Here is a 19049-nt window from a genome sequence, read left to right on the forward strand (position 1 = left end):
CAACGTAGCGGACTTGTCTGCCCGGGGTAAGGGCTCAGCCGGCTTTGCGCTCCTGGGCCTGCTGTTTGGCCTTCCCGACCGGAAGGCTGCCGTGCAGCGATACGAGCGAGCCGGTGTCCAGCATGGACTTCGCGGCGGGCGTGGGCGGTTTCTTGAAGGCCCGGGGGACAGCGCCGAGCGTTCCGTTGGTGTCCATGGCCGACTCGACGAGGGCTGAGACTTCCGTGATGTCCCGCGCCGGCGCCTTGGGGTTGGGCAGGTCCCGGACGGAGACCCGGACGGCGGGGCCGGCCTCGGCTTTGGCCCTCGCGGCGGCGCGGGCATCGGCCCGGGCCACGGCGGTGGCCCATTCCGGGGACAGCGCAGGCTCCTTCTTGGCGGGGTTCCTGGTTGCGTTCCTGGCCGGCTTCCCGCCTGTCATGGAAGAACGGGTCGGCTTGGCCGCCGCGGCAGGGCGCCCGGGCTTCGCAGCTGTCGAGGGATTATCCCGTGTTTCAGGGCGCCCGCCGAGCCCGGCGACGGCCATCACAACAACAGCCACCAGCCGCCCGATCCCGGCAAGGACGAGAGTTGCGGCAAACACCAGGAACAGACCGAGGAACATGACGAACGCCACCCCGAGGGTCCCGAAAAAGGTCAGGTGCAGCGCAATGGTCGTTGGATCTTCCATGTCACCTCTCCTTGCCGTCCTGCTGCAGCGCGGTCCCTGCCGCAACCATGTGGCGGGCAGGAGCCGCTCTTAACAATACGTACTTTTCGCCCGGCCACGTGTCGCCGCCGCTGCCCCCGGCGAAGATGTGTCAAAGCCGTTACCCGCGGGCGGGGACCGGCGCCGCGGGGCAGGCGTCTATAGTCAAAGTCAGCCCCGCCGGCGTCGTCCGGCCCGCCGGAAGGACACCTTGTGACGCACGCCGCAGCAGCAGATTCAGACCCCGACGGCGCGTCGCCGGCGAACCCTGGTGGGAGCCGGGCGGCCGTGCCGTACGAGGGGAACTGCCCGTGCCTGTCCGGTGAGCAATACGCCGACTGCTGCGGCCGGTTCCACCGCGGGGACGCCGAGGCGCCGACAGCCGAGCAGCTCATGCGGTCCCGGTACAGCGCCTTCGTAGTCCGGGACGAGGAGTACCTCCTGCGCACGTGGCATCCGACCACCCGGCCCGCTGAGCTCGGACTGGATGCCGGCATGCAGTGGCGCCGCCTGGACATCCTTTCCACCAGCCGCGGCGGTCCGCTGGACAGCGAAGGCGCGGTGGAATTCGCGGCGCACTACCGGCACGACGGCGAACGCGGAGTGCAGCGCGAAACCAGCCGCTTTGTGCGGGAGGGCAGGCGCTGGTACTACCTTGACGGCGTCGTGTCCGGCTGACGTGAGTCTCCGGCGGGGTGTTCTTCGACCGTAGTTGCCGGAGCGAAACCGGCCCGGTCCACCTTGCGGTGGAAACGCATGCCCGCGAGGCCGCCGAGCACCGCGCCCACCAGGGCAACCACCGCAACGACCACCGCCGCGATGATGCTCATGGTGTTCAGCTCGCCCTCGTTGACCGGGATGCGCGGGAAGCTGTTCAGGTTGGCCAGAATGTTGAAGCGCTGCCCGGCGACCATGCCCAGCACGGCGACCACGATCGCGGCGATCAGGGCCCAGACCCAGACCATGAAGCCCTGCCTGGCGCCGTTGAAGCGGGCCATCCGGCCGGCCACGTACCCGCCGCAGTAGTAGGCGACCAGAAGGATCGCCAGCAGCACGATGATGCCGGCCAAGCCGATTGTCTGGTTGCCTGCGGCCTGGTTGACGGCGTCGTTGACGTCGGTGTTGGTGGCCAGCCCGACGGCGGTGCCGCCGGCGGCGACCAGCGCGGTGAGCAGTACCGCGGTGCCGGTGGCGGCCAACCAGCCGAAGAACGCTGAGCCGACCTTGATGCCGCCGAACTGTTCCTTCTCGCGGGCCACGACGGTTTCGCGGGTGGGCGCCTCGGCCACCGCGGTGTCACGGAGTGGTTCGTGGACGTGTTGGACCGGTTCACGGATGGGTTCGTCGTGTCGCCGGACTGCCGTCACCGGTGTGGCGGGAAACGGGCGCGTGGCATCGGTCCGGTTCGCGCGGGGCGGCGCCTCTTCGACCTGCTCCTGGCGCGCGGCGTCCTGCCGGGCGTCATGGATGCGGGGTTCACTCGGCGCAGCCGTGCCGGCCTCCGGGACGGCGTGGCGGGGCGTGGTGTCGTCAGGGCCTGCGGTGCTGCTCATGAGGACTGCTCGCTTTCGCTGGTTGACCCGGGCACAGTAAGGGTGCCGGTCTCGGGTCCACCTAACCACGGCAGAATCAGGTTAGCAAGGATGCTTACTATCCGTTGTTGGTACGTCGGGGGTGGCTCAGCGGCCGGTCAGCGGTACTTGCGGTGCAGGTCTTCCTTCACTGAGGCGCGCGGGCTGGCGTCCGCGATCCACGGCCCGGTCCCCTCGGACTGGTCAAGGACGCCGGCCTCCAGCCAGGTGTAGTCGCCGCCCAGTGTCTTGCGAGCCAGGGCATGATCGGCTTCGTCGGTATTCCGCCACAGCCGGTCGAAGTATTCGTCCACACGCACACGGGCCTGTTCGCAGTAGGCCTCGGCGAGTTCGTACGCGGAGGCGCCGCGTTCCGGCTGCGTCCGCAGCAGCATCTCGGCGCGGGAACAGCATGCCGCCATGGCAAACAGCTCCGCACCGATGTCCACGATCCGGCCCAGGAATGCCTGCTTGTGCTCGAGCTTGGCCTGCCAGCGGCCCATCCCGTAGAAGGTCTGCCGTGCCAGCCGCCGGGAGGAGCGCTCCACGTACCGCAGCTGCTTGGCGAGCCGGCCGAAGTCGCCGTAGGACCTCGGGTCCATGCCGGCGCCCGCCACGAGCTTGGGCAGCCACTTCGCGTAGAAGCCGGAGGCGCCGACGGCGGCCTTCGCCTTGTCCGAGAGGGGGGCGTCTGCCGAGGCGAGGTCTCCCGCGGCGGCAAGGTGCGCGTCCACGGCTTCGCGGGCGATCAGCAGCTTCATGATTTCCGAGGACCCCTCGAAGATCCGGTTGATCCTCAAGTCGCGGAGCTGCTGTTCAGCGGCAACGGCGCGCTCGCCGCGGGCCTCAAGGGAATCGGCTGTTTCAAAGCCGCGGCCGCCGCGGATCTGCACGAGTTCGTCGGCGATGAGGCAGCTGATCTCCGTGGACCACAGTTTGGCCAGCGCCGCCTCGATCCGGACGTCCTTCTGCCCGGCGTCGGCCATTTCAGCGCAGAGTTCGAACACGGCGTCCAAGGCGAAGGTGCTGGCCGCGAGGAAGGCGATTTTCTTGCCCACAGCCTCATGCTGGCCGATCGGGCGGCCCCACTGGGTGCGGGCGTTGGACCATTCCCTGGCGATCTTCAGGCTCCACCGGCCCGAGGCGACGCACAGTGCGGGGATCGAGAGCCGGCCCGTGTTGAGGGTGGTGAGGGCGATCTTCAGGCCCTGGCCTTCGCGGCCCAGCCGGTTGGCCGCGGGGACCCTGACCTGATGGAAGCGGGTGACGCCGTTTTCGATCCCGCGGAGACCCATGAAGGCGTTGCGGTGCTCCACGGTGATGCCGGGGGTGTCCATTTCCACCACGAATGCGCTGATGCCGCCCTTGTGGTGGGTTCCGTCCGCGTCGGTGTGCGGCGGCACGAGTGCCATGACCACGACGAGTTCGGCAATGACGCCGTTGGTGGTCCACAGCTTGACGCCGTCCAGGACGTACGATGCGCCGTCGTCGGACGGGACGGCGGTGCTGCCCATCCGGGCGGGGTCGCTGCCGACGTCGGGCTCGGTCAGCAGGAACGCGGTGATGGCGCCGGCGGCGCAGCGGGGCAGGTACTCCTTCTTCTGGGCCGGAGTGCCGAAGACCTTGACCGGCTCCGGGACGCCAATGGACTGGTGCGCAGACAGGAGGGCGCCGAGGCTTGGGTGCACCGAACCCAGCAGTGCCAGTGCGCGGCCGTAGTACACGAGGGTGAGGCCCAGCCCGCCGTATTCGCGGGGGATCTTCATTCCGAAGGCGCCGAGCTCGGCGAGCCCCCGGAGGTATTCGTCCGGAATCCGGGCGTCCCGTTCGATGGTGCGTCCGGACATTGTGCGGCAGTAGTCGCTCAGGCGCGCCATGAACGCCTCGCCGCGTTCGACGTCGTCCGCCGGGGCCTCAGGCCACGGGTGGATCAGGCTCAGATCGAAGCTGCCCAGGTAAAGGCCCTTCGCGAAACTGGGCTGGCTCCAACTGGTCTCGCGGGCGGCCTCGGCAATGGCCCGCGCGTCGGCGGCAGTTGCGGCGGGGCCGATGTGCTCCGGCGGCACGGGAGAGTCTTGCGCGGGAGAGTCCGGCGTCGGATTGCCCTGCGCGGGAGTTTGGGGAGCGGTGGCGGGGTCTTCAATGGCGGAGCTCACTGGGCATCTCCTCTAACCGGGTGGCCGGCTTGAGCCTTGGATCCGCCTGGGGTGGAGGACCCTTCAGCTGTCCCGCAATACTACTCGCGGGTAAGTGCCTGTGCTAGGGGCGGCCTGCCCCGGATACTCGGCCCGGAAGTCCGTGCCGAAGTCGACCTGGAAATCGCCTGGCAAATCCACCGTGGAGGCGTGGTGGACCAGCCGGTCCCAGCCGTGGTTGATGGCGTGGACCATGCCCACCACCACACCGGCCACGAGGTACCAGGTGAGACGTCCCACGCCCACCAGAACCATGGCCGCGAAGGCGGACACCATCATGAAGAGGCCGATTAGCAGGGCAAACACCAGGGTTCCGATGACCACCATCGTGCCCGTCTCCACTGCGCTTAGGTCGAACTGCATTCTTCCCCCTGCACCATCGCTTCGGTTTGAACCAGTAGCCCGAGACTAGGGGGCCGGAGACGTGCTCAACTAGGGTCCATTGCACATTCCCCGCCTCTTGATACGGGATCGAAATGCTACCGATGCGTAGGTCACGGCCCGGTTGCGGCAACCCCACCAGTCCCAGGCGTCCCGTCATTCAAAGGCCGGGCAGGCCACGATGAATGCGGCCGGAGCCCTGCGTTAACCTTGTAGCTGGCAGTTTTTCGAATCCGCTGCCCCGCAACGCCAACCCAAACCAGCCTCTGGCAGCCGAAGGAGAGTGCGTGTCCCGCTCCGCCGTGTCATCAGCCGACGCCATCAGTGCCCGGCTCCGGGACCTCGAACTGCTCACCAAGGGACCCGCCTGGGCGCTCACGCGCTCGGCGCCCTGGGTGATCGCCGTGCTGCAGGCATCCTTTACGCGCACCCGCGCCCAGCTGCCGCTCGAGGAGTTCCACGCCGACGTCGACGCCTTCCTTGAGCAGCTGCGCCGGCAGGCGCCCGGCACGGGAGAGCAGCAGAGCGGACCGGCCAACGGCACGCCATCCGGCAAGAAGTACGCGGACGAGTGGACCCGCAAGAACTTCCTGACCCGCCGGAACCAGTCGGGCCAGATCGTCTACGAAGTCACCGAACCCGCCGCCCGCGTGCTCGCCTTCCTGGACAGCCTCTCCAGCGAACGGTCCACGCTGAACGGTTCCCGGCTCGGCACCCTGCTAGGCGACGTCGAGAAACTCGCCAACGAGACCAACCCGGACCAGAGCGCGCGGCTCGAATCCCTCGAAGAGGAGATCGACGAGCGCCGCCAACTGATGGAGGACATCAGCTCCGGGGACTTCGACGGACTGCTCGACGACGACGAGGCCGTGGAAGCCGCCGGTAACATCCTGGACCTCGCCGCAAGCCTGCCCGCGGACTACAAGAAGATGCGTGACCGGATCGAAGAGCTCGTGGGGGACCTTCGCAACCAGATCATCGAGGAATCCCTCAGCAAGGGGGCCACCATGGCCCAGGTGCTCGAGGCTGACAAGCGGCTCCGGCAGAGTCCCGAAGGCCGGACCTTCCGCTCCTTCACCGCGTTCCTGGAGGACCCGCAACAGCAGCTGCGGTTCCGGTCCGCGATCGGCGAAGTCCTGAGCCGGCAGTTCGCGGACGAACTCAGCCACGACGAACGCGAGACCCTCAAGAACCTGGTGGCCGAACTCCGCAGCCAGCACAGCCAGATCCAGAGGATCTACGGCAAACTCAGCGAGAGCCTCAACACGTACGTCCAGAGCGACGACTTCCGCCAGTCCGTCCGGCTCCGCAAGGTCCTGCGGGAGGCTGAGCAGGCCATCCGCTCCCTGCCCTACGAGCGCGAACGGCCCGGTCTGGTCCCCGGCCCGGTGCTGTACAGCGCCGGCTTCGAGGCCCTGGCCATGGTCAAGCTCTTCGACCCGGACGAGTTCGCGGCACCGCCCAAACTGGCCGACCCCATCGCTTTCTCCGACTCCGACCGCGCTCGCTCGCCCCGGACCGCCAAAGCCAAACCGGAAGCCATCCGCGCCGCGCTCGCCGGAGCCTCAACCCTGGCCGAGGCCTGGGCGCAGCTCCCCGCCGGGGAACGCCACATCAACTCCATCCGGGCCCTGCTCTCGCAGACCCTCCACGACGGCGCCGGGTTCGACCGTGAGGCCTGGGGGCCCATCGAATTCGAACAAATCGACGGCACCACCCGCACGGCATTCCTGCCTGTCGTCACGCTCACGAAGGATTGAAGATGACCGAACTCTCCCAAGAAGCGCCTGTCGCAGCGGACACGGTGGACACGGCCCCGGAGCCCGCCCCGTCTGCATCGGCCGACGAGCCCGCCCGGCACGTCCACGCCGCCCCCTTCACGGTCACCCCGCGGGACACCTTCGTCGACGGCGCCGCCCTCTACCCGGGCGACACGGGCGTGCTTCCGATGAAGGTCCGGCAGGCGCTCGTGAAGCTCCTCAAGGGCCCGTACATCGACGGCGGACGCGACGAAAAGCTCTGGACCACGCTTCTGGACAACCAGCTGATCCTGCGCAGCCGCCTCTCCGAGCTCTTCCTGACCCTGCAGCTGGACCACGAGCGCAAGGTAGCCGTCCTGCGCCCCGTGGACCCCGAGGCGATCGGCGGCAGCACCCGGTCCAGCATCCTGCGGCAGCAGCGCGCCCTGAGCCGGGTCGAAACCATCGTCCTGCTCCGCCTGCGCCTGCTCCTGGACCGCCACGTCACCGCCCAGACGGACCCTACGATCACGCGCGAGGAAATCGCCGAACTCGTCGCCCACTACCAGCCCTCCGGCCAGCAGGACGCCCTCCGCGACTCCGACGTCGTCAACCGCGCCATCACCAAACTCCTGGCCCGCCAGCTCCTGCTCACCACCGGCCTGGACGAGGTCTACACCATCTCCAACGCCCTCCCCCTGGCCCTCCCGTTCGAAAACATCGGCGACATCCCGGCCCACATCGAAGCCCTGGTAGCAGCCAGCACCGACCAGTCCGGCACAGAACCCCTGATCGAACTCGACGCAGAGAGTTCCGCGGAGGAAGACGGCGACGACGCCGATGCCGCCCCCGCCCCTTCGCCGGGCGGCTCCGCTGCAAGCAGCGAGCCGCCCGGCTCCGACCGGCCCGATGCCACTCCCGGGGCGGCATCGGCGTCGTCGCTCCTGAGCGCGGAAGGTGACCACAAGGTCTCGACCGGCGAAGGTTCGACCAACGAAGCGGAGGCGGCCAAGTGAGCATCGCATCCATGCTCCCGATGGGTGAGCTCACGAACCCGGGCCAGATGCGTCTGGCCCTCGTGCAGGTGGTCAACTGGGGCACGTTCCATGGCGCCCACACAATGCACGTGGACCGCAACGGCACACTGCTGACCGGCAACTCGGGCGTCGGCAAGTCGACGCTGTTCGACGCCATGCTTCGGGTCTTCGATGCCCGTCCGCGCTCCAACGAAGCCGCGGCACAACGGGTTGGGGGTGCCGTCGAGGACAAGCGCACCACGTTCACGTACATGCGCGGCAAAGTGGGCGACAAGGCGGTCGGCGAGGGCTCGGCAAGCGCCTTCCAGCGCCCCGGGGCGACCTGGTCCGCCGTCGCCCTGACGTTCGACAACGCCGTCGGCACCAAAGTCACGGTTTCGGCGCTGTTCGACCTCCCCAAGAACGGCACGGAATCCAGCGTCGGCCGCTACTACCAGATCGACAACAAGCCGCTGGACCTCGCGGCGATCGAGGGCATCGCGGACAAGCGGTTCACCAAGTCCGCGCTGGACGCGATCTTCCCGGATGCCCAGATCTTCGATGTCCACAAGGCGTTCGCCGAACGCTTCCGCCGCCTCCTGGGGATCAACTCGGACCAGGCCCTGCCGCTGCTGCGCGTCATCCAGGCTGGCAAGGGACTCGGCGGCAGCGTCAACACCTTCTTCCGCGACCAGGTCCTCGATGCCCCCGCCACGCTGGCCGCCGCGGACGACGTCGTCGAGGAATTCAGCAACCTCATGTCCATCCGGCAGCGCCTCGAGGACGTCCGGCACCAGCGTGACCAGCTGGCACCGGTCCCCGGGCTGAACAAGGAGTATGCGCAGGCGCTGCTGGACGCGAACCGGCTGCGGGAGCTTTCCGGCGAGGAATTCGAGGCCTACAAGCAGCAGCTCGCCGTCACGGTCCACGAGAAGACCCTGGCCCGGTTGAAGGAGTTCGCCCAGGCCAAAGCCAGCGACCTCGCCGCCGAACGCGCCGTCCGCGACGGCTTCGCTAAGGAGCTTCGGCAACTCGAGGGCGAGTACAACAACCAGGGCGGCAACGCGATTTCCGCGATCGAGCAGTCGCTGGAGAACGCGCGGGTGGGGCTCAAGCTCCGCCAGGAGGTGGAGGAAGCGGCCCGCAAGGCGCTCTCCGACGCCGGACTGGACCTTCAGTGGTCGGCCTCCGGCTGGGACCAGGCCCACGCCCATGCCGCCGCGCGCTCGGCCGAGCTGCAGGACGATTCCGAGGCCCTCCGGGAGCTGAGGTTCGAGGCGTTTGACGGCCACGCGACCAAGAAGCGCGAGCTTGCCGCGGCCCAGCAGGAACTGGTGTCGCTGAAGACGCGCAAGTCGCTGCTGCCGCCGTCGAGCATTGAAAACCGCAGCGCCATCGCGGCGGCCACCGGGGTGCCGGAAGAGCACATGCCCTTTGGCGGCGAACTGATCGACCTCGCCGAGGGCCAGGAACGGTGGCGCCCGGCCGCCGAGCGCGCGCTCCGCAGCCTGGCCACGACGCTGCTGGTCCCGGGAGAGCACTTTGCGGCTGTGACCCGGTACCTCAACGGCCACTCCGTGCGCGGGGCGCTGCGCGCCGTGGACGTCTCCCGGCCCCTGGCCGGCGGTGCGCTGGCCGTCGAGGACGTGGCGGACGGCGATCTGCTGACCAAGCTCAGCTTCCTCACCGACGCCGGACTGCCCGCTGGCCCTCAGGCCCACGCTCTGGCGGACGCCAGCGCCTGGCTCCGCGAACGGATTGCGCTCGACTTCGCCTACCCCTGCGTGGAAGACCCGGACGAGCTCGCCGGCCTCGACAAGGGCCTGAGCCTGGGCGGCGTGGTCAAACGCAACCGCCACACGGTGGAAAAGGACGACCGCTTTACGTCCCGCCAGGATTACGTCCTTGGTTTTGACAACGCCGCCAAGCTGGAGCTCGTGGCGGCCCAGGTGGAGGACCTGCAGCAGGAGCTGGCCAAGGCCGCTGAGCTCGCGCAAACCCGGGAAGAGTCGCACCAGGGCATGACCCGGCAGTTGGAGGCCCTGCGCCGGGTGGCCGAGGACCACCGGCCCTGGGACCAGGTTTCGGCAGCCGTGGCCGCGGAGGAGCTTGGCCGGATCGAGCAGCGCCTCAAGGACGCCCTCGCCGCGCAGGCGGACCTCGAACCGCTGCGGGCGAACATCGAGGCCGTGCGGCAGAAGCACCAGTCCAGCACGGAGGCGGCGGCCGTGCTGCAGAGCGAGTACAAGGCACTTGATTCGCGGCTGACTGCGGCTGATTCACTGCTCGACGGTGCACGTGACCGGCTGGCGCAGTCGCCGCCGTCGGACACCAGCGTGGCCGCGCTGGAACCGTACTTCACCGGCGTCGGCGACGTCCTGGAAATGCACGAGCTGGACAACCTCGCCAGCCAGGTTCGCACCCGGCTCTTGGCCGAACTGCACGCGGCCGAGTCCCGCGGTCAGGCCACCTCGGAGCGTCTCACCCGCATCTTCGAGGGCTTCGTCCGCGAATGGGGCACGGCGATTTCCGCGGACCACGGCACGTCGATCGGCGCCGCCGGGGAGTTCGAATCCCGGTATCACGCGATTGTCAGCGACGGACTGCCCGCCCAGGAGGCCGAGTTCCGGCAGTTCTTCAACCAGCGCACGCACGAATCCTTTAGCACCCTGCTGCACCTGCTGGATGAGGAACGCCGCTCCATCACGAGCCGCATCCTGCCGCTGAACGGCATCCTGTCCGAGGTCAACTTCCACGAAGGCAGCTTCCTGGAACTCGACATCAAGCAGACACTGCCCCCGACGGCGAAGCAGTTCAAGGACGCCATCCAGAACGCGCTCAAGGTCCGGCACACCCGGCCGGGTAAGTCCGCGGCGGCCGGCGGGGCGGTGTCCGGGGCGGAGACTGACGACGACGCTGAGCTCACCAACCGCTACAAGTCCCTCGAAACGCTGGTGAAGCGGCTCGGGTCACAGACCCCGGAGGACCGGCGCTGGCGGGCCGAGGTGCTGGACGTCCGCGGGCACCTGTTCATCCAGTGCAAGGAGCACCGCGAAGTGCAGGGCAGCGGTGCCCGGGGCGCCGGGTCCAAGGGCGCAGGTCCCAAGGGGGAAGGGAAGGCCGCGAAGAAGACCGAGGTCTTCATGCACGCGGACACCGGATCCATGTCCGGCGGCGAGCGGCAGCGCTTCACCGCGTTCATCATGGCCGCGGCGCTGAGCTACCAGCTGGGCATCGCCGAGCAGGGCTTCACCACCTACGGCACCGTCATGATGGACGAGGCCTTCGTGCTCGCCTCGGAGGAATTCGCCGGCGCGGGCATCAAGGCCCTGCACGAGTTCGGCTTCCAGCTCCTGCTGGCCGCGCCGGAGAACGTGATCGACCTCTCCCGTCACCTGGGGTCCGTGACGGAGATCCTTCGGGACAAGCGCACCAACCGTTCCGGCGTCCTGACCGCGCCCGTGATTGCTCCGCGTCCGGGAACCGAGGGCACCTGGCGGTCCGAGGCAAACCCGGTGGACATCGTCCTGCGCTGAACCCGCGATGCTTTGTGCTGGGGCCAAGGGACGGGGCGGAGCAGGCTCACCGGGAATAGCTGTACCAGCCGGCGCCTGACTTGCGGCCCAGCTTCCCGGCCCTGACGAGGGCGGCAACGGACTCGTCCGGGGCATCAGCCGGGTCGCCGGTCGCTGCATACGTGGCCTGGGCGATGTAGTCCACAACGTCCAGCCCCACCAGGTCCATCAGCTCAAATGGCCCCATCGGATGCCGTAGCGCGGTCTTGGCCGTGGCGTCGATGTCTTCCACGCTGGCCACACCCCCGGCCAGCAGCGCGAGTGCCTCCTTCTGCACGGCGCCCATCAGCCGGTTGGCCACGAAGCCCGGCACTTCCCGGTTGATCAGTACCGGCGCCTTGCCCAGGCTGCGGGCGAGATCGAGGGTGGTCTCCACGGTTTCCCGGGACGTGCCGGCATGGCGGACCACTTCCACGCATTCCATGACCAGCACGGGATTGAAGAAGTGCATATTGCACACCTGTCCGGGCCGGCCGCTGGCCTCGGCCACGGCGGAGGAGCCGATCGTGGAGGAGTTGGTGGCCAGGATGGCATGGGGCGGGGCGAGCCGGCCCAGCCGGGCAAAGATGGACTTCTTGATCTCGAGCCGTTCGGTGGCGGCCTCAATCACAAAGTCGGCAAAGGGCGCCACCGCGTCCAGATCGGTGCTGAACGCCAACCGGTCATGGGCGCGCTCGGCCTGCTCCGAGGCCAGTTTGCCGGATTTCACCATTTTGTCCGTGCGTTTACGCAGTTGGGCCGCGGCGTCGTCCAGTTGGCTCGGCGACACGTCCTGCACGGTGGTGGTGTACCCGGCCAGGGCAGCGGTCAGCGCAATCTGGGACCCCATGGCGCCGGCGCCGATGACGAGGACGTGCGTGATGGTGGTGCTGGGTGGCATCGTTTTCTCCGGTTCGGTGGGGACGGGCTGCTAGGACTGTGCGCCGGACAGGGCCCGGCCGCCCCGAAGGTAGACGGTGGTGGTGTGCGTGTAGAACTCCTTGGCGCTCTGTCCCTGCTCCTTGGGTCCGTAGCCGCTCTTCTTGGCCCCGCCGAACGGCACATGCGGATCGGCGCCGGCCGATTCGGAGTTCACATGCAGGATCCCGACGTCCAGCTCCTCCATTCCCTCCAGCGCCAGGGTGACGTCCTGCGTGAAGAGTGCCGCAGAGAGCCCGAAGTCACTGTCATTCGCCAGGTCAAAGGCTTCCTGCGTTGAGGCTGCCCGGCGGACGCTGAGCACGGGGCCAAAGAGCTCATCGCGCCAGACATCAGCGTGGCGTGCCTCCGTGAGTTCCAGGATCGTGGGGGCAACGAAGTGGCCTTCGGCCCGCGCCGCGTCGTCATAGGGGAGGCCGCCCGTCAGCAGCCCGGCGCCCTGGTCCAGCGCCGTCGCGATGCCGCGCTGGATGGATGCCCGGGCGTCGGCGCTGACGACGGGGCCCATCTGGGTGGACGGATCTGCGGGGTCGCCCACCAGCAGGGACTGGGCCCGGGCGGTCAGCCCGGCGAGGAATTCATCGGCGACGGCGTCCGCCACGATCAGCCGCGACGTCGCCGTGCACTTCTGCCCTGTGGAGCGGAAAGCGCCGAGCATGACCTGCTCGGCGGCCAGTTCGAGGTCCGCGTCGGCCAGGACGATGGCGGCGTTCTTCCCGCCCATTTCCGCCTGGATCGGGACGCCGCGGCCCGCCGCCGCGGCGGCCAGGGTACGGCCCACGCCGGTGGAGCCGGTGAATGACAGCCCGTCCAGCGCCGGATGCTGCACCAAGGCGGTCCCGATGGCGCCGGGGCCAATCACCAGATTCAGGACGCCGGCGGGCAGGCCGGCCTGTTCCAGCGACTGGGTCAGCCGCATGGCGAGCAGGGGCACTGTGCTGGCCGGCTTCCAGACCACCGTGTTGCCGTATGTGAGTGCGGGGGCGATCTTCCAGGCCGGGATGGCGATGGGGAAGTTGAACGGCGTCACGACGCCCACCACTCCCAGCGGCTTGCGCGTGACGAAGATCTTTTCGCCCCGCCGCGGGGAGGCGTAGATCGCCCCGGCTTCACGGTCGCCGTCGTTGCCGTAGTAGCGGAAAATCTGCGCGGCGCGCAGCACCTCGCCCTGGCCCTCGGCCAGCGTCTTTCCTTCCTCACGGGCCAGTTCCAGCCCCCAGGCCTGCGAGTTCGCTTCCAGGATCGCCGCCGTGCGCAGCAGCACCGCGCCGCGTTCATGGGCGGGGGTGCGGGCCCAGCCATGCTTCGCCGCGACGGCGCTGGCCATGGCGCGGTCGACGTCGTCCGGTCCCGCCTGCAGGCCGTGTGCCACCGTTTCGGCGGGGCGGGCGGGATTGACGGAGGTGATGACGCCGCCGTCGCCCTGAGACCAAGTGCCCGAGATGTAGTGCTGCAGTTCGACTGCTGTGGTCATTGCTGTTCCTTTACTGGCGGTCTTGTGGCTGGCGTTCCTGCTGGCATTTCTTTGCTGGGAGCGCCTTAGCGGAAGGCCGGGATGCCCGTGATGTGGTTGCCGAGGATCAGGGTGTGGACCTCGTCGGTGCCCTCATACGTGCGCACGGATTCGAGGTTGTTGGCGTGCCGCAGCGGCGAATAGTCCAGGGTGATGCCGTTGCCGCCCAGCATGGCGCGGGCATCACGGCAGATCTGGATGGCCTCGCGGCAGTTGTTGAGCTTTCCCACGGAGATGTGGTGCGGCTTGAGCTGGCCGGCTTCCTTGAGGCGGCCGATCTGCAGTGCCAGGAGCATGCCCTTGTTGATTTCCAAAGCCATGTTGACCAGCTTTTCCTGGGTCAGCTGATACCCCGCCAGCGGCTTGTCGAACTGCAGGCGCTCCTGCGAGTAGCTGACCGCCGTCTCGTAGCTGTCGCGGGCGGCCCCCATGGCTCCCCAGATGATGCCGTAACGGGCTTCATTGAGGCACTCAAACGGGCCGCGGAGTCCCTTGGCGTTCGGCAGCATCGCGGTGGACGGGAGGCGGACCTCGCTCAGTTCGATGTCGCACTGGATGGAGGCGCGCATGGAGAGCTTGGGCTCAATCGGGGTGGCCTTGAACCCGGGGGTGTCGGTGGGCACGATGAAGCCGCGCACGCCGTCGTCGGTCATGGCCCAGATGATGGCAATCTGGGCGATCGAGGCCAGTCCGATCCAGCGCTTGGAGCCGTTGATGACCCAGCCGTCCCCGTCGCGGCGGGCGAAGGTCTTCATGCTGCCGGGATCGGAGCCGGCCGTGGGCTCGGTCAGGCCGAAGCAGCCGACGACGTCGCCGGCGGCCATTCTGGGCAGCCACTGGTTCTTCTGCTCCTCGGAGCCGTGCTTGTAGATGGCGCTCATCGCGAGGGAGCCCTGCACGCTGACGAAGGTGCGCAGGCCTGAGTCGCCCGCTTCCAGTTCCATGGCGGCGATGCCGTACTCCACGGCGGAACGGCCCGGGCAGCCGTAACCCTTCAAATGCATGCCAAGCAGGCCCAGCCCGGCCATGTCCTTGATGATCTCGACCGGGAAGATGGCCTGCTCGTACCAGGCGGCGATATTGGGCCGGATGGTGCTGTCCACAAAGGACCGCACCTTGTCCCGCATGGCCAGTTCTTCGGGGGTGAAGAGAGAGTCGATGTTCAGCAGGTCAGAGGATTCGTTCATGGTGTTCTCCAAGAGTTTGCGGGTCTGGGGACTTAGACGGCTGTCAGTGCCGCGGTGCTGGCGGTGTCTGTCTGAGCGTCATTGGCGGCCACGATGGCGTTGCGCAGCACGTCGAGGCCGTCGCGGATCAAGTCCGGGCCAATGACCAGGGGCGGCAGCAGACGGATCACATTGCCGTGGGTGCCGCAGACCAGGACCAGGACCCCCTGCCGGTGGCAGGCGGCCGCCACCTGGGCCGCAAGATCGGCGCGCGGTTCCAGTGTGTCCTTGTCCGCGAATTCGACAGCGAGCATGGCGCCGCGGCCGCGGAACTCCGCAACGATGGCCGTGCTGTTCACGAGGGGCTGCAGCACCTCGCGGGCGGTTGTCTCGATGGCCTGGGCGTTCGCCAGCAGCGTGCCGTCTTCGAAGGCCTCGAAGACACCCAGCGCGGCCGCACAGGCCACCGGGTTTCCGGCGTACGTGCCGCCCAGGCCGCCGGCGTGCGGGGCGTTCATGAGCTCGGCCCGGCCGGTGACCGCGCTCAGCGGCAGGCCGCCCGCCAGGGCCTTGGCGGTCAGGGTGAGGTCGCCGGCAATGCCCTCGTGCTCGCTCGCAAAGAGCTTGCCGGTCCTGCCCACGCCGGTCTGGATCTCGTCCATCACCAGCACGATGCCGTATTTGGTGGCCAGCTCCCGCAGCCCCGCCAGGAAGCCGGGGGCGGGCACCAGGAAGCCGCCCTCACCCTGGATGGGCTCGATGACCATGGCGGCAAACGATCGGGGATCGTTCTCCAGCAGCAGCGCCTCGACGCCAGCCAGGGCGGTGGAAGCCGTGGCGTCCCCGCCGCCTCTGGCCCACAACCGGGTGGCCGTGGGAGCGCGGAAGACCTCGCCCGGGAACGGGCCGAAATTCTTCTTGTACGGGTTGACCTTGGCGGTCATGGCCATCGTGAGGAGGGAGCGGCCGTGGTAGGCGTCGTCGAATACCAGCACCCGTTCCCTGCCCGTGGCGGCGCGGGCAATCTTGACCGCATTTTCCACGGCTTCCGCGCCGGTTGAGAAGAGTGCCGTGCGCTTCTGGAAGTCTCCCGGGACATGTGCGTTCAGCCACGCGGCCACCTGAGTGAAGGAATCGTACTCGGTCACCATGAAGCAGGTGTGGGTGAATCTGGCCATCTGGGCGGCCACGTGCGCCTGGACCTGGGCGTTCGCGGCGCCCACGCTGGTCACGGCGATGCCGGAGGCGAAATCGATGATGCGGTTGCCGTCAACGTCTTCCAGGATTCCACCGGAGGCACGGTTGATGAAGACGGGCATGGTCACGCCGAAGCCGGCGCTGACCTGCGCTTCGCGCTCGCGGTGCAGGGCTGTGGAGACGGGGCCCGGAATGGCGGTGGCAAGGTGACGGGTCTGGGGGAGGCTGTCTGTGGAACTGGTCATGTAGACAAAGTAATGTGCACTCCTCGGCCTGGCATTGGATGGTCTGTCCAAGCTTGAGCCTGATTTGGTTAGAATATCCAAAGAATTCGTGTCTGCCCTGAAAGGACCACCGCGTGATCAGCCTGGCCCAACTGCACAGCCAGCTCGGCAGCGATCTTCGCCCGGCCGCGGGAGGGGCGGTGGCCGTGCGGCAGATCTCGGGTGTGCACATCTCCGAGCTCGACGATCCCACGCCGTATCTGGAAGGCGGCGAGCTGCTCCTCACGACGGGCATCCCCGTCTCGGGCGGAGAAGCCAAGGTGCAGGCCTACGTCCGGCGCCTTGTGGAGCGCAACATCTCGGCTCTGGGGCTCGGCCTGGGGGCCGGCGTGGATGAGGTGCCGCCGGCTTTGAGTGCCGCCTGCGCCTCGGCCGGGCTGGAGCTTCTGGTGGTGCCTGACGGCACGCCGTTCATGAACGTCTCCCGCGCCTATTGGGACCTCGTGGGCCGCGAAGGCCAGGCGGACTTGACCGCCAGTCTCGGCACGCAGACGGCGCTGGCCCGGGCCGCGACGCAGCCGGATGCGCTCCCTTCCGTGGTCAAGGCCCTGGCCCAGGCGCTGGGCGGCTGGGTGGCGTACCTTCCGGCCGACAGCGGGGCGGAAACACTGTGGCCGGCGGACAACCACACAATTGTGGAGCAGCTGCGCAGGGAGACCTCGCGGCTTGACATGGCCGTGACGCATTCGGCCTCCACGTTTCAGATCCACGGCACCGACGTCGTGGAGTATCCCGTGCTGGTGGGGCGGCGGACGGTCGGGTTCCTGGCCATTGGTGCCGGGCGCAAACTGACCCGCGCTGACCGGCAGATCATCATGACGGTGTGCGTGTTGCTCTCACTCAAGGCCGCCCAGCAGCTGGAGAGCGACGCCACCGCTGCCGCGCTCGGATCGGCCGTGACCAAGCTCTTTCTCACCGGACATGTTGACGCCGGCCGGGCCCTGGCACCGGATCTGGGCATTGCCGCGCCCACCGGCGCCGTGCGGCTCCTGGTGGTGCGTGGCGAGATCGATCCCGCGGCGGCTTCCGGGGAGCTGGAGTCGAGGCTGCGCACCGGAACCGGATGGGCTGGCTGGCCCCAGGCCGGTGGCGCCCTGCGTTCCTGCCGCCTGCGCCACATGGCCGGCGGCCTCAGCTACTACGTGCTGGACGCAGAATACCGCGACGCCGGCACTCCCGGCAGCGGCGGCGGCAGCGCCGGCAGCACTACGCAGTCGGAGCCGTACGACGCCGACGGCGGCGCCGGCAACACCGCTGTCACGGCCGTGCTGAGCCGGCCGATGCCGCTGGAGCGGGTGCACGAGGAGGCCGGACAGCTGGCCGCCATGGTGCGTGCGCTGGCTGCCGGGCAGATTGTCGACGCACCGGAGGGAGCCCTGGATCCGCGGGCCCAGGGCTGGGTGGCGGCGCTGCGCGGGTACCAGCGCGCCGACCTGGTCGGAACCGTCCGCGCCTATCTGCGGCACCGGGGCCAGTGGGAGGGCGCCGCCCGCGAGCTGGGGATCCACCGGAACTCGCTGCGCCACCGGATGGGAATAGCGGCGGAACTGCTGCAGGCGGATCCGGACGATCCCGACGTCGCGGCTAACCTCTGGCTGGCACTGCGCTGGGCCTAGCGCCGGACTGGTTAGCGCCGGACAGCCACGCCCGGAGGGGGTCGCTGTGTTCGCCCAACGACGGCGGGGCCGCTGCGGGGGCCCGGAACGCCGGCGTCCAGGTAATGGGATGGCGGATCTGCCTTCCGGCCGGCTGGCCGGCCGCGTTGCGGACCTCGATGGTCGGTTCAAGCCCCAGTGACTCGGCGTACTCAAGACCCTCGTCGATGCCTGCGACATGGCCGGCCGGGACGCCGGCGTCGATCAGCTTGCCCTGCCAGATAAGGGCAGACGACTCGGACAGGGCATCCTCCAACAGGGGCACCAGCTCGGTGCGGTGTTCCACCCGCGCGTTGTTGGTGGAAAAGCGCGGGTCACTGGCCAGCCCGGCAATGCCCAGAACCTGGGTCAGCTTGGCGAATTGTCCATCGTTGCCGCAGGCCACCGCCAGCGGCGCATCCGCACACTCCAGCAGCTGGTAGGGCACGATCGAGGGGTGGGCGCTGCCCATCCGGTGCGGAACCTTGCCCGCGCCCAGAAAGGCCTGGCCCTGATTGGCCAGCGCGCCCTGCAGGCTCGAGAGCAGATTGAGCTCCAGGTGGGCCCCGCGCCCCGAGACGCTACGGGCCGCCAGCGCGGCAAGGACGCCAATGGCGGTGTCCTTGGCCGTCAGGACGTCGACGAGCGCGACGCCGGCCTTGGTGGGGCCGCCGTCTTTCTCCCCGGTGATGCTCATCAGTCCGCCCAGGGCCTGGACGATGAAGTCATAGCCCATCAGGTTGGCCCCGCCCGCGCTGCCAAAACCCGTGATCGAGGCGTAGATCAGGCCGGGGTTGGCGGCGGAGAGCTCCGCATAGCCCAGGCCCAGCTTCGCCATCCCGCCGGGCTTGAAGTTTTCCACCAGGACATCGGCACGCAGGGCCAACTCCCTGGCCAGCTGCAGATCGCCGGGGTCGGCAAGGTCCAGGCAGACGGACTCCTTGTTGCGGTTGGCACTCTCAAAGTAGGTGGCCCCGGTGGGGGAGTACGGCGGCCCCCAGCTGCGGGTGTCGTCCCCGGCGCCGGGGCGCTCCACCTTGATCACGCGGGCGCCCAGATCAGCCAGCGTCATGGTGGCCAGCGGTCCGGCCAGGACCCGGGAGAAATCGGCCACCAGGAGACCCGACAGCGGTCCGGCAGGCATGTCCGTGGGCTCTTGGGCGGCGTCCCGG

The 19049-nt window shown here is 68.6% G+C and carries 14 protein-coding genes; 5 read left to right on the top strand and 9 right to left on the bottom strand.

Going from position 1 to position 19049, the window contains the following annotated elements:
- Positions 1-34 precede the first annotated feature (34 nt).
- Positions 35-670: a hypothetical protein gene (locus BLR03_RS18355; protein WP_091255435.1), complete on the bottom strand. Its 636-nt coding sequence runs from the start codon at positions 668-670 to the stop codon at positions 35-37.
- Between the two features lie 306 nt (positions 671-976).
- On the opposite strand from BLR03_RS18355, the gene BLR03_RS18360 reads away from it, so the two are divergent.
- Positions 977-1366 (top strand): YchJ family protein, encoded by a 390-nt coding sequence (locus BLR03_RS18360; protein ID WP_254788588.1) that lies wholly within the window; start codon positions 977-979, stop codon positions 1364-1366.
- Here the strand turns inward: BLR03_RS18360 and BLR03_RS18365 are convergent.
- The 3 genes from BLR03_RS18365 to BLR03_RS18375 form a co-directional block, all read right to left on the bottom strand.
- On the bottom strand, positions 1339-2241 hold the full coding sequence (locus tag BLR03_RS18365) for a YrzE family protein (RefSeq protein ID WP_091255437.1): 903 nt from the start codon (positions 2239-2241) through the stop codon (positions 1339-1341). The two genes, BLR03_RS18360 and BLR03_RS18365, sit on opposite strands and share 28 nt — an antisense overlap.
- 137 nt (positions 2242-2378) lie before the next feature.
- Positions 2379-4325 (bottom strand): acyl-CoA dehydrogenase family protein, encoded by a 1947-nt coding sequence (locus BLR03_RS18370; protein WP_091255478.1) that lies wholly within the window; start codon positions 4323-4325, stop codon positions 2379-2381.
- 153 nt (positions 4326-4478) lie between these two features.
- Positions 4479-4817 (bottom strand): hypothetical protein, encoded by a 339-nt coding sequence (locus tag BLR03_RS18375; protein ID WP_091255438.1) that lies wholly within the window; start codon positions 4815-4817, stop codon positions 4479-4481.
- A 305-nt stretch (positions 4818-5122) separates the two neighbouring features.
- Here BLR03_RS18375 and BLR03_RS18380 point away from each other — a divergent pair, with 305 nt between their 5' ends.
- Genes BLR03_RS18380 through BLR03_RS18390 form a run of 3 tightly spaced genes read left to right on the top strand, consistent with a single transcriptional unit; the run spans position 5123 to position 11126 of the window.
- Entirely contained in the window at positions 5123-6595 is a 1473-nt protein-coding gene (locus BLR03_RS18380; protein WP_091255439.1) for a DUF3375 family protein, read from the top strand.
- A 2-nt stretch (positions 6596-6597) separates the two neighbouring features.
- A complete protein-coding gene (locus tag BLR03_RS18385; RefSeq protein WP_254788586.1) occupies positions 6598-7590 on the top strand; it encodes a DUF4194 domain-containing protein in 993 nt (330 codons plus the stop codon).
- Positions 7587-11126 (top strand): ATP-binding protein, encoded by a 3540-nt coding sequence (locus BLR03_RS18390; protein ID WP_091255441.1) that lies wholly within the window; start codon positions 7587-7589, stop codon positions 11124-11126. The genes BLR03_RS18385 and BLR03_RS18390 overlap by 4 nt, the downstream gene beginning before the upstream one ends.
- Positions 11127-11172: 46 nt before the next feature.
- On the opposite strand, the gene BLR03_RS18395 is transcribed toward BLR03_RS18390, so the two are convergent.
- The 4 genes from BLR03_RS18395 to BLR03_RS18410 form a co-directional block, all read right to left on the bottom strand.
- Positions 11173-12045, bottom strand: coding sequence for a 3-hydroxyacyl-CoA dehydrogenase family protein (locus BLR03_RS18395; protein WP_091255443.1), 873 nt, complete (start codon positions 12043-12045; stop codon positions 11173-11175).
- A 30-nt stretch (positions 12046-12075) separates the two neighbouring features.
- Positions 12076-13557, bottom strand: coding sequence for an aldehyde dehydrogenase family protein (locus tag BLR03_RS18400; RefSeq protein ID WP_091255445.1), 1482 nt, complete (start codon positions 13555-13557; stop codon positions 12076-12078).
- 65 nt (positions 13558-13622) lie between these two features.
- Positions 13623-14783, bottom strand: coding sequence for an acyl-CoA dehydrogenase family protein (locus tag BLR03_RS18405; RefSeq protein WP_091255447.1), 1161 nt, complete (start codon positions 14781-14783; stop codon positions 13623-13625).
- A gap of 32 nt (positions 14784-14815) precedes the next feature.
- Positions 14816-16204, bottom strand: coding sequence for an aminotransferase class III-fold pyridoxal phosphate-dependent enzyme (locus BLR03_RS18410; RefSeq protein ID WP_091255449.1), 1389 nt, complete (start codon positions 16202-16204; stop codon positions 14816-14818).
- A gap of 113 nt (positions 16205-16317) precedes the next feature.
- Here BLR03_RS18410 and BLR03_RS18415 point away from each other — a divergent pair, with 113 nt between their 5' ends.
- Positions 16318-17859: a PucR family transcriptional regulator gene (locus BLR03_RS18415; protein WP_091255451.1), complete on the top strand. Its 1542-nt coding sequence runs from the start codon at positions 16318-16320 to the stop codon at positions 17857-17859.
- Here BLR03_RS18415 and BLR03_RS18420 read toward each other — a convergent pair.
- Positions 17828-19021: a CaiB/BaiF CoA transferase family protein gene (locus tag BLR03_RS18420; protein WP_091255480.1), complete on the bottom strand. Its 1194-nt coding sequence runs from the start codon at positions 19019-19021 to the stop codon at positions 17828-17830. The two genes, BLR03_RS18415 and BLR03_RS18420, sit on opposite strands and share 32 nt — an antisense overlap.
- Positions 19022-19049 lie beyond the last annotated feature (28 nt).

The organism is Arthrobacter sp. ok909, from assembly GCF_900104405.1.
In the GTDB taxonomy this organism is placed as follows: Bacteria; Actinomycetota; Actinomycetes; order Actinomycetales; family Micrococcaceae; genus Arthrobacter; species Arthrobacter humicola.

What these genes read in the sequence shown, in the direction of transcription:
- BLR03_RS18365 (WP_091255437.1), bottom strand. Translation starts at nt 2,241, where the DNA reads ATGAGCAGCACCGCAGGCCCTGACGACACCACGCCCCGCCACGCCGTC.
- BLR03_RS18420 (WP_091255480.1), bottom strand. Translation starts at nt 19,021, where the DNA reads ATGCCTGCCGGACCGCTGTCGGGTCTCCTGGTGGCCGATTTCTCCCGG.
- BLR03_RS18385 (WP_254788586.1), top strand. Translation starts at nt 6,598, where the DNA reads ATGACCGAACTCTCCCAAGAAGCGCCTGTCGCAGCGGACACGGTGGAC.
- BLR03_RS18410 (WP_091255449.1), bottom strand. Translation starts at nt 16,204, where the DNA reads ATGACCAGTTCCACAGACAGCCTCCCCCAGACCCGTCACCTTGCCACC.
- BLR03_RS18355 (WP_091255435.1), bottom strand. Translation starts at nt 670, where the DNA reads ATGGAAGATCCAACGACCATTGCGCTGCACCTGACCTTTTTCGGGACC.
- BLR03_RS18375 (WP_091255438.1), bottom strand. Translation starts at nt 4,817, where the DNA reads ATGCAGTTCGACCTAAGCGCAGTGGAGACGGGCACGATGGTGGTCATC.
- BLR03_RS18405 (WP_091255447.1), bottom strand. Translation starts at nt 14,783, where the DNA reads ATGAACGAATCCTCTGACCTGCTGAACATCGACTCTCTCTTCACCCCC.
- BLR03_RS18395 (WP_091255443.1), bottom strand. Translation starts at nt 12,045, where the DNA reads ATGCCACCCAGCACCACCATCACGCACGTCCTCGTCATCGGCGCCGGC.
- BLR03_RS18400 (WP_091255445.1), bottom strand. Translation starts at nt 13,557, where the DNA reads ATGACCACAGCAGTCGAACTGCAGCACTACATCTCGGGCACTTGGTCT.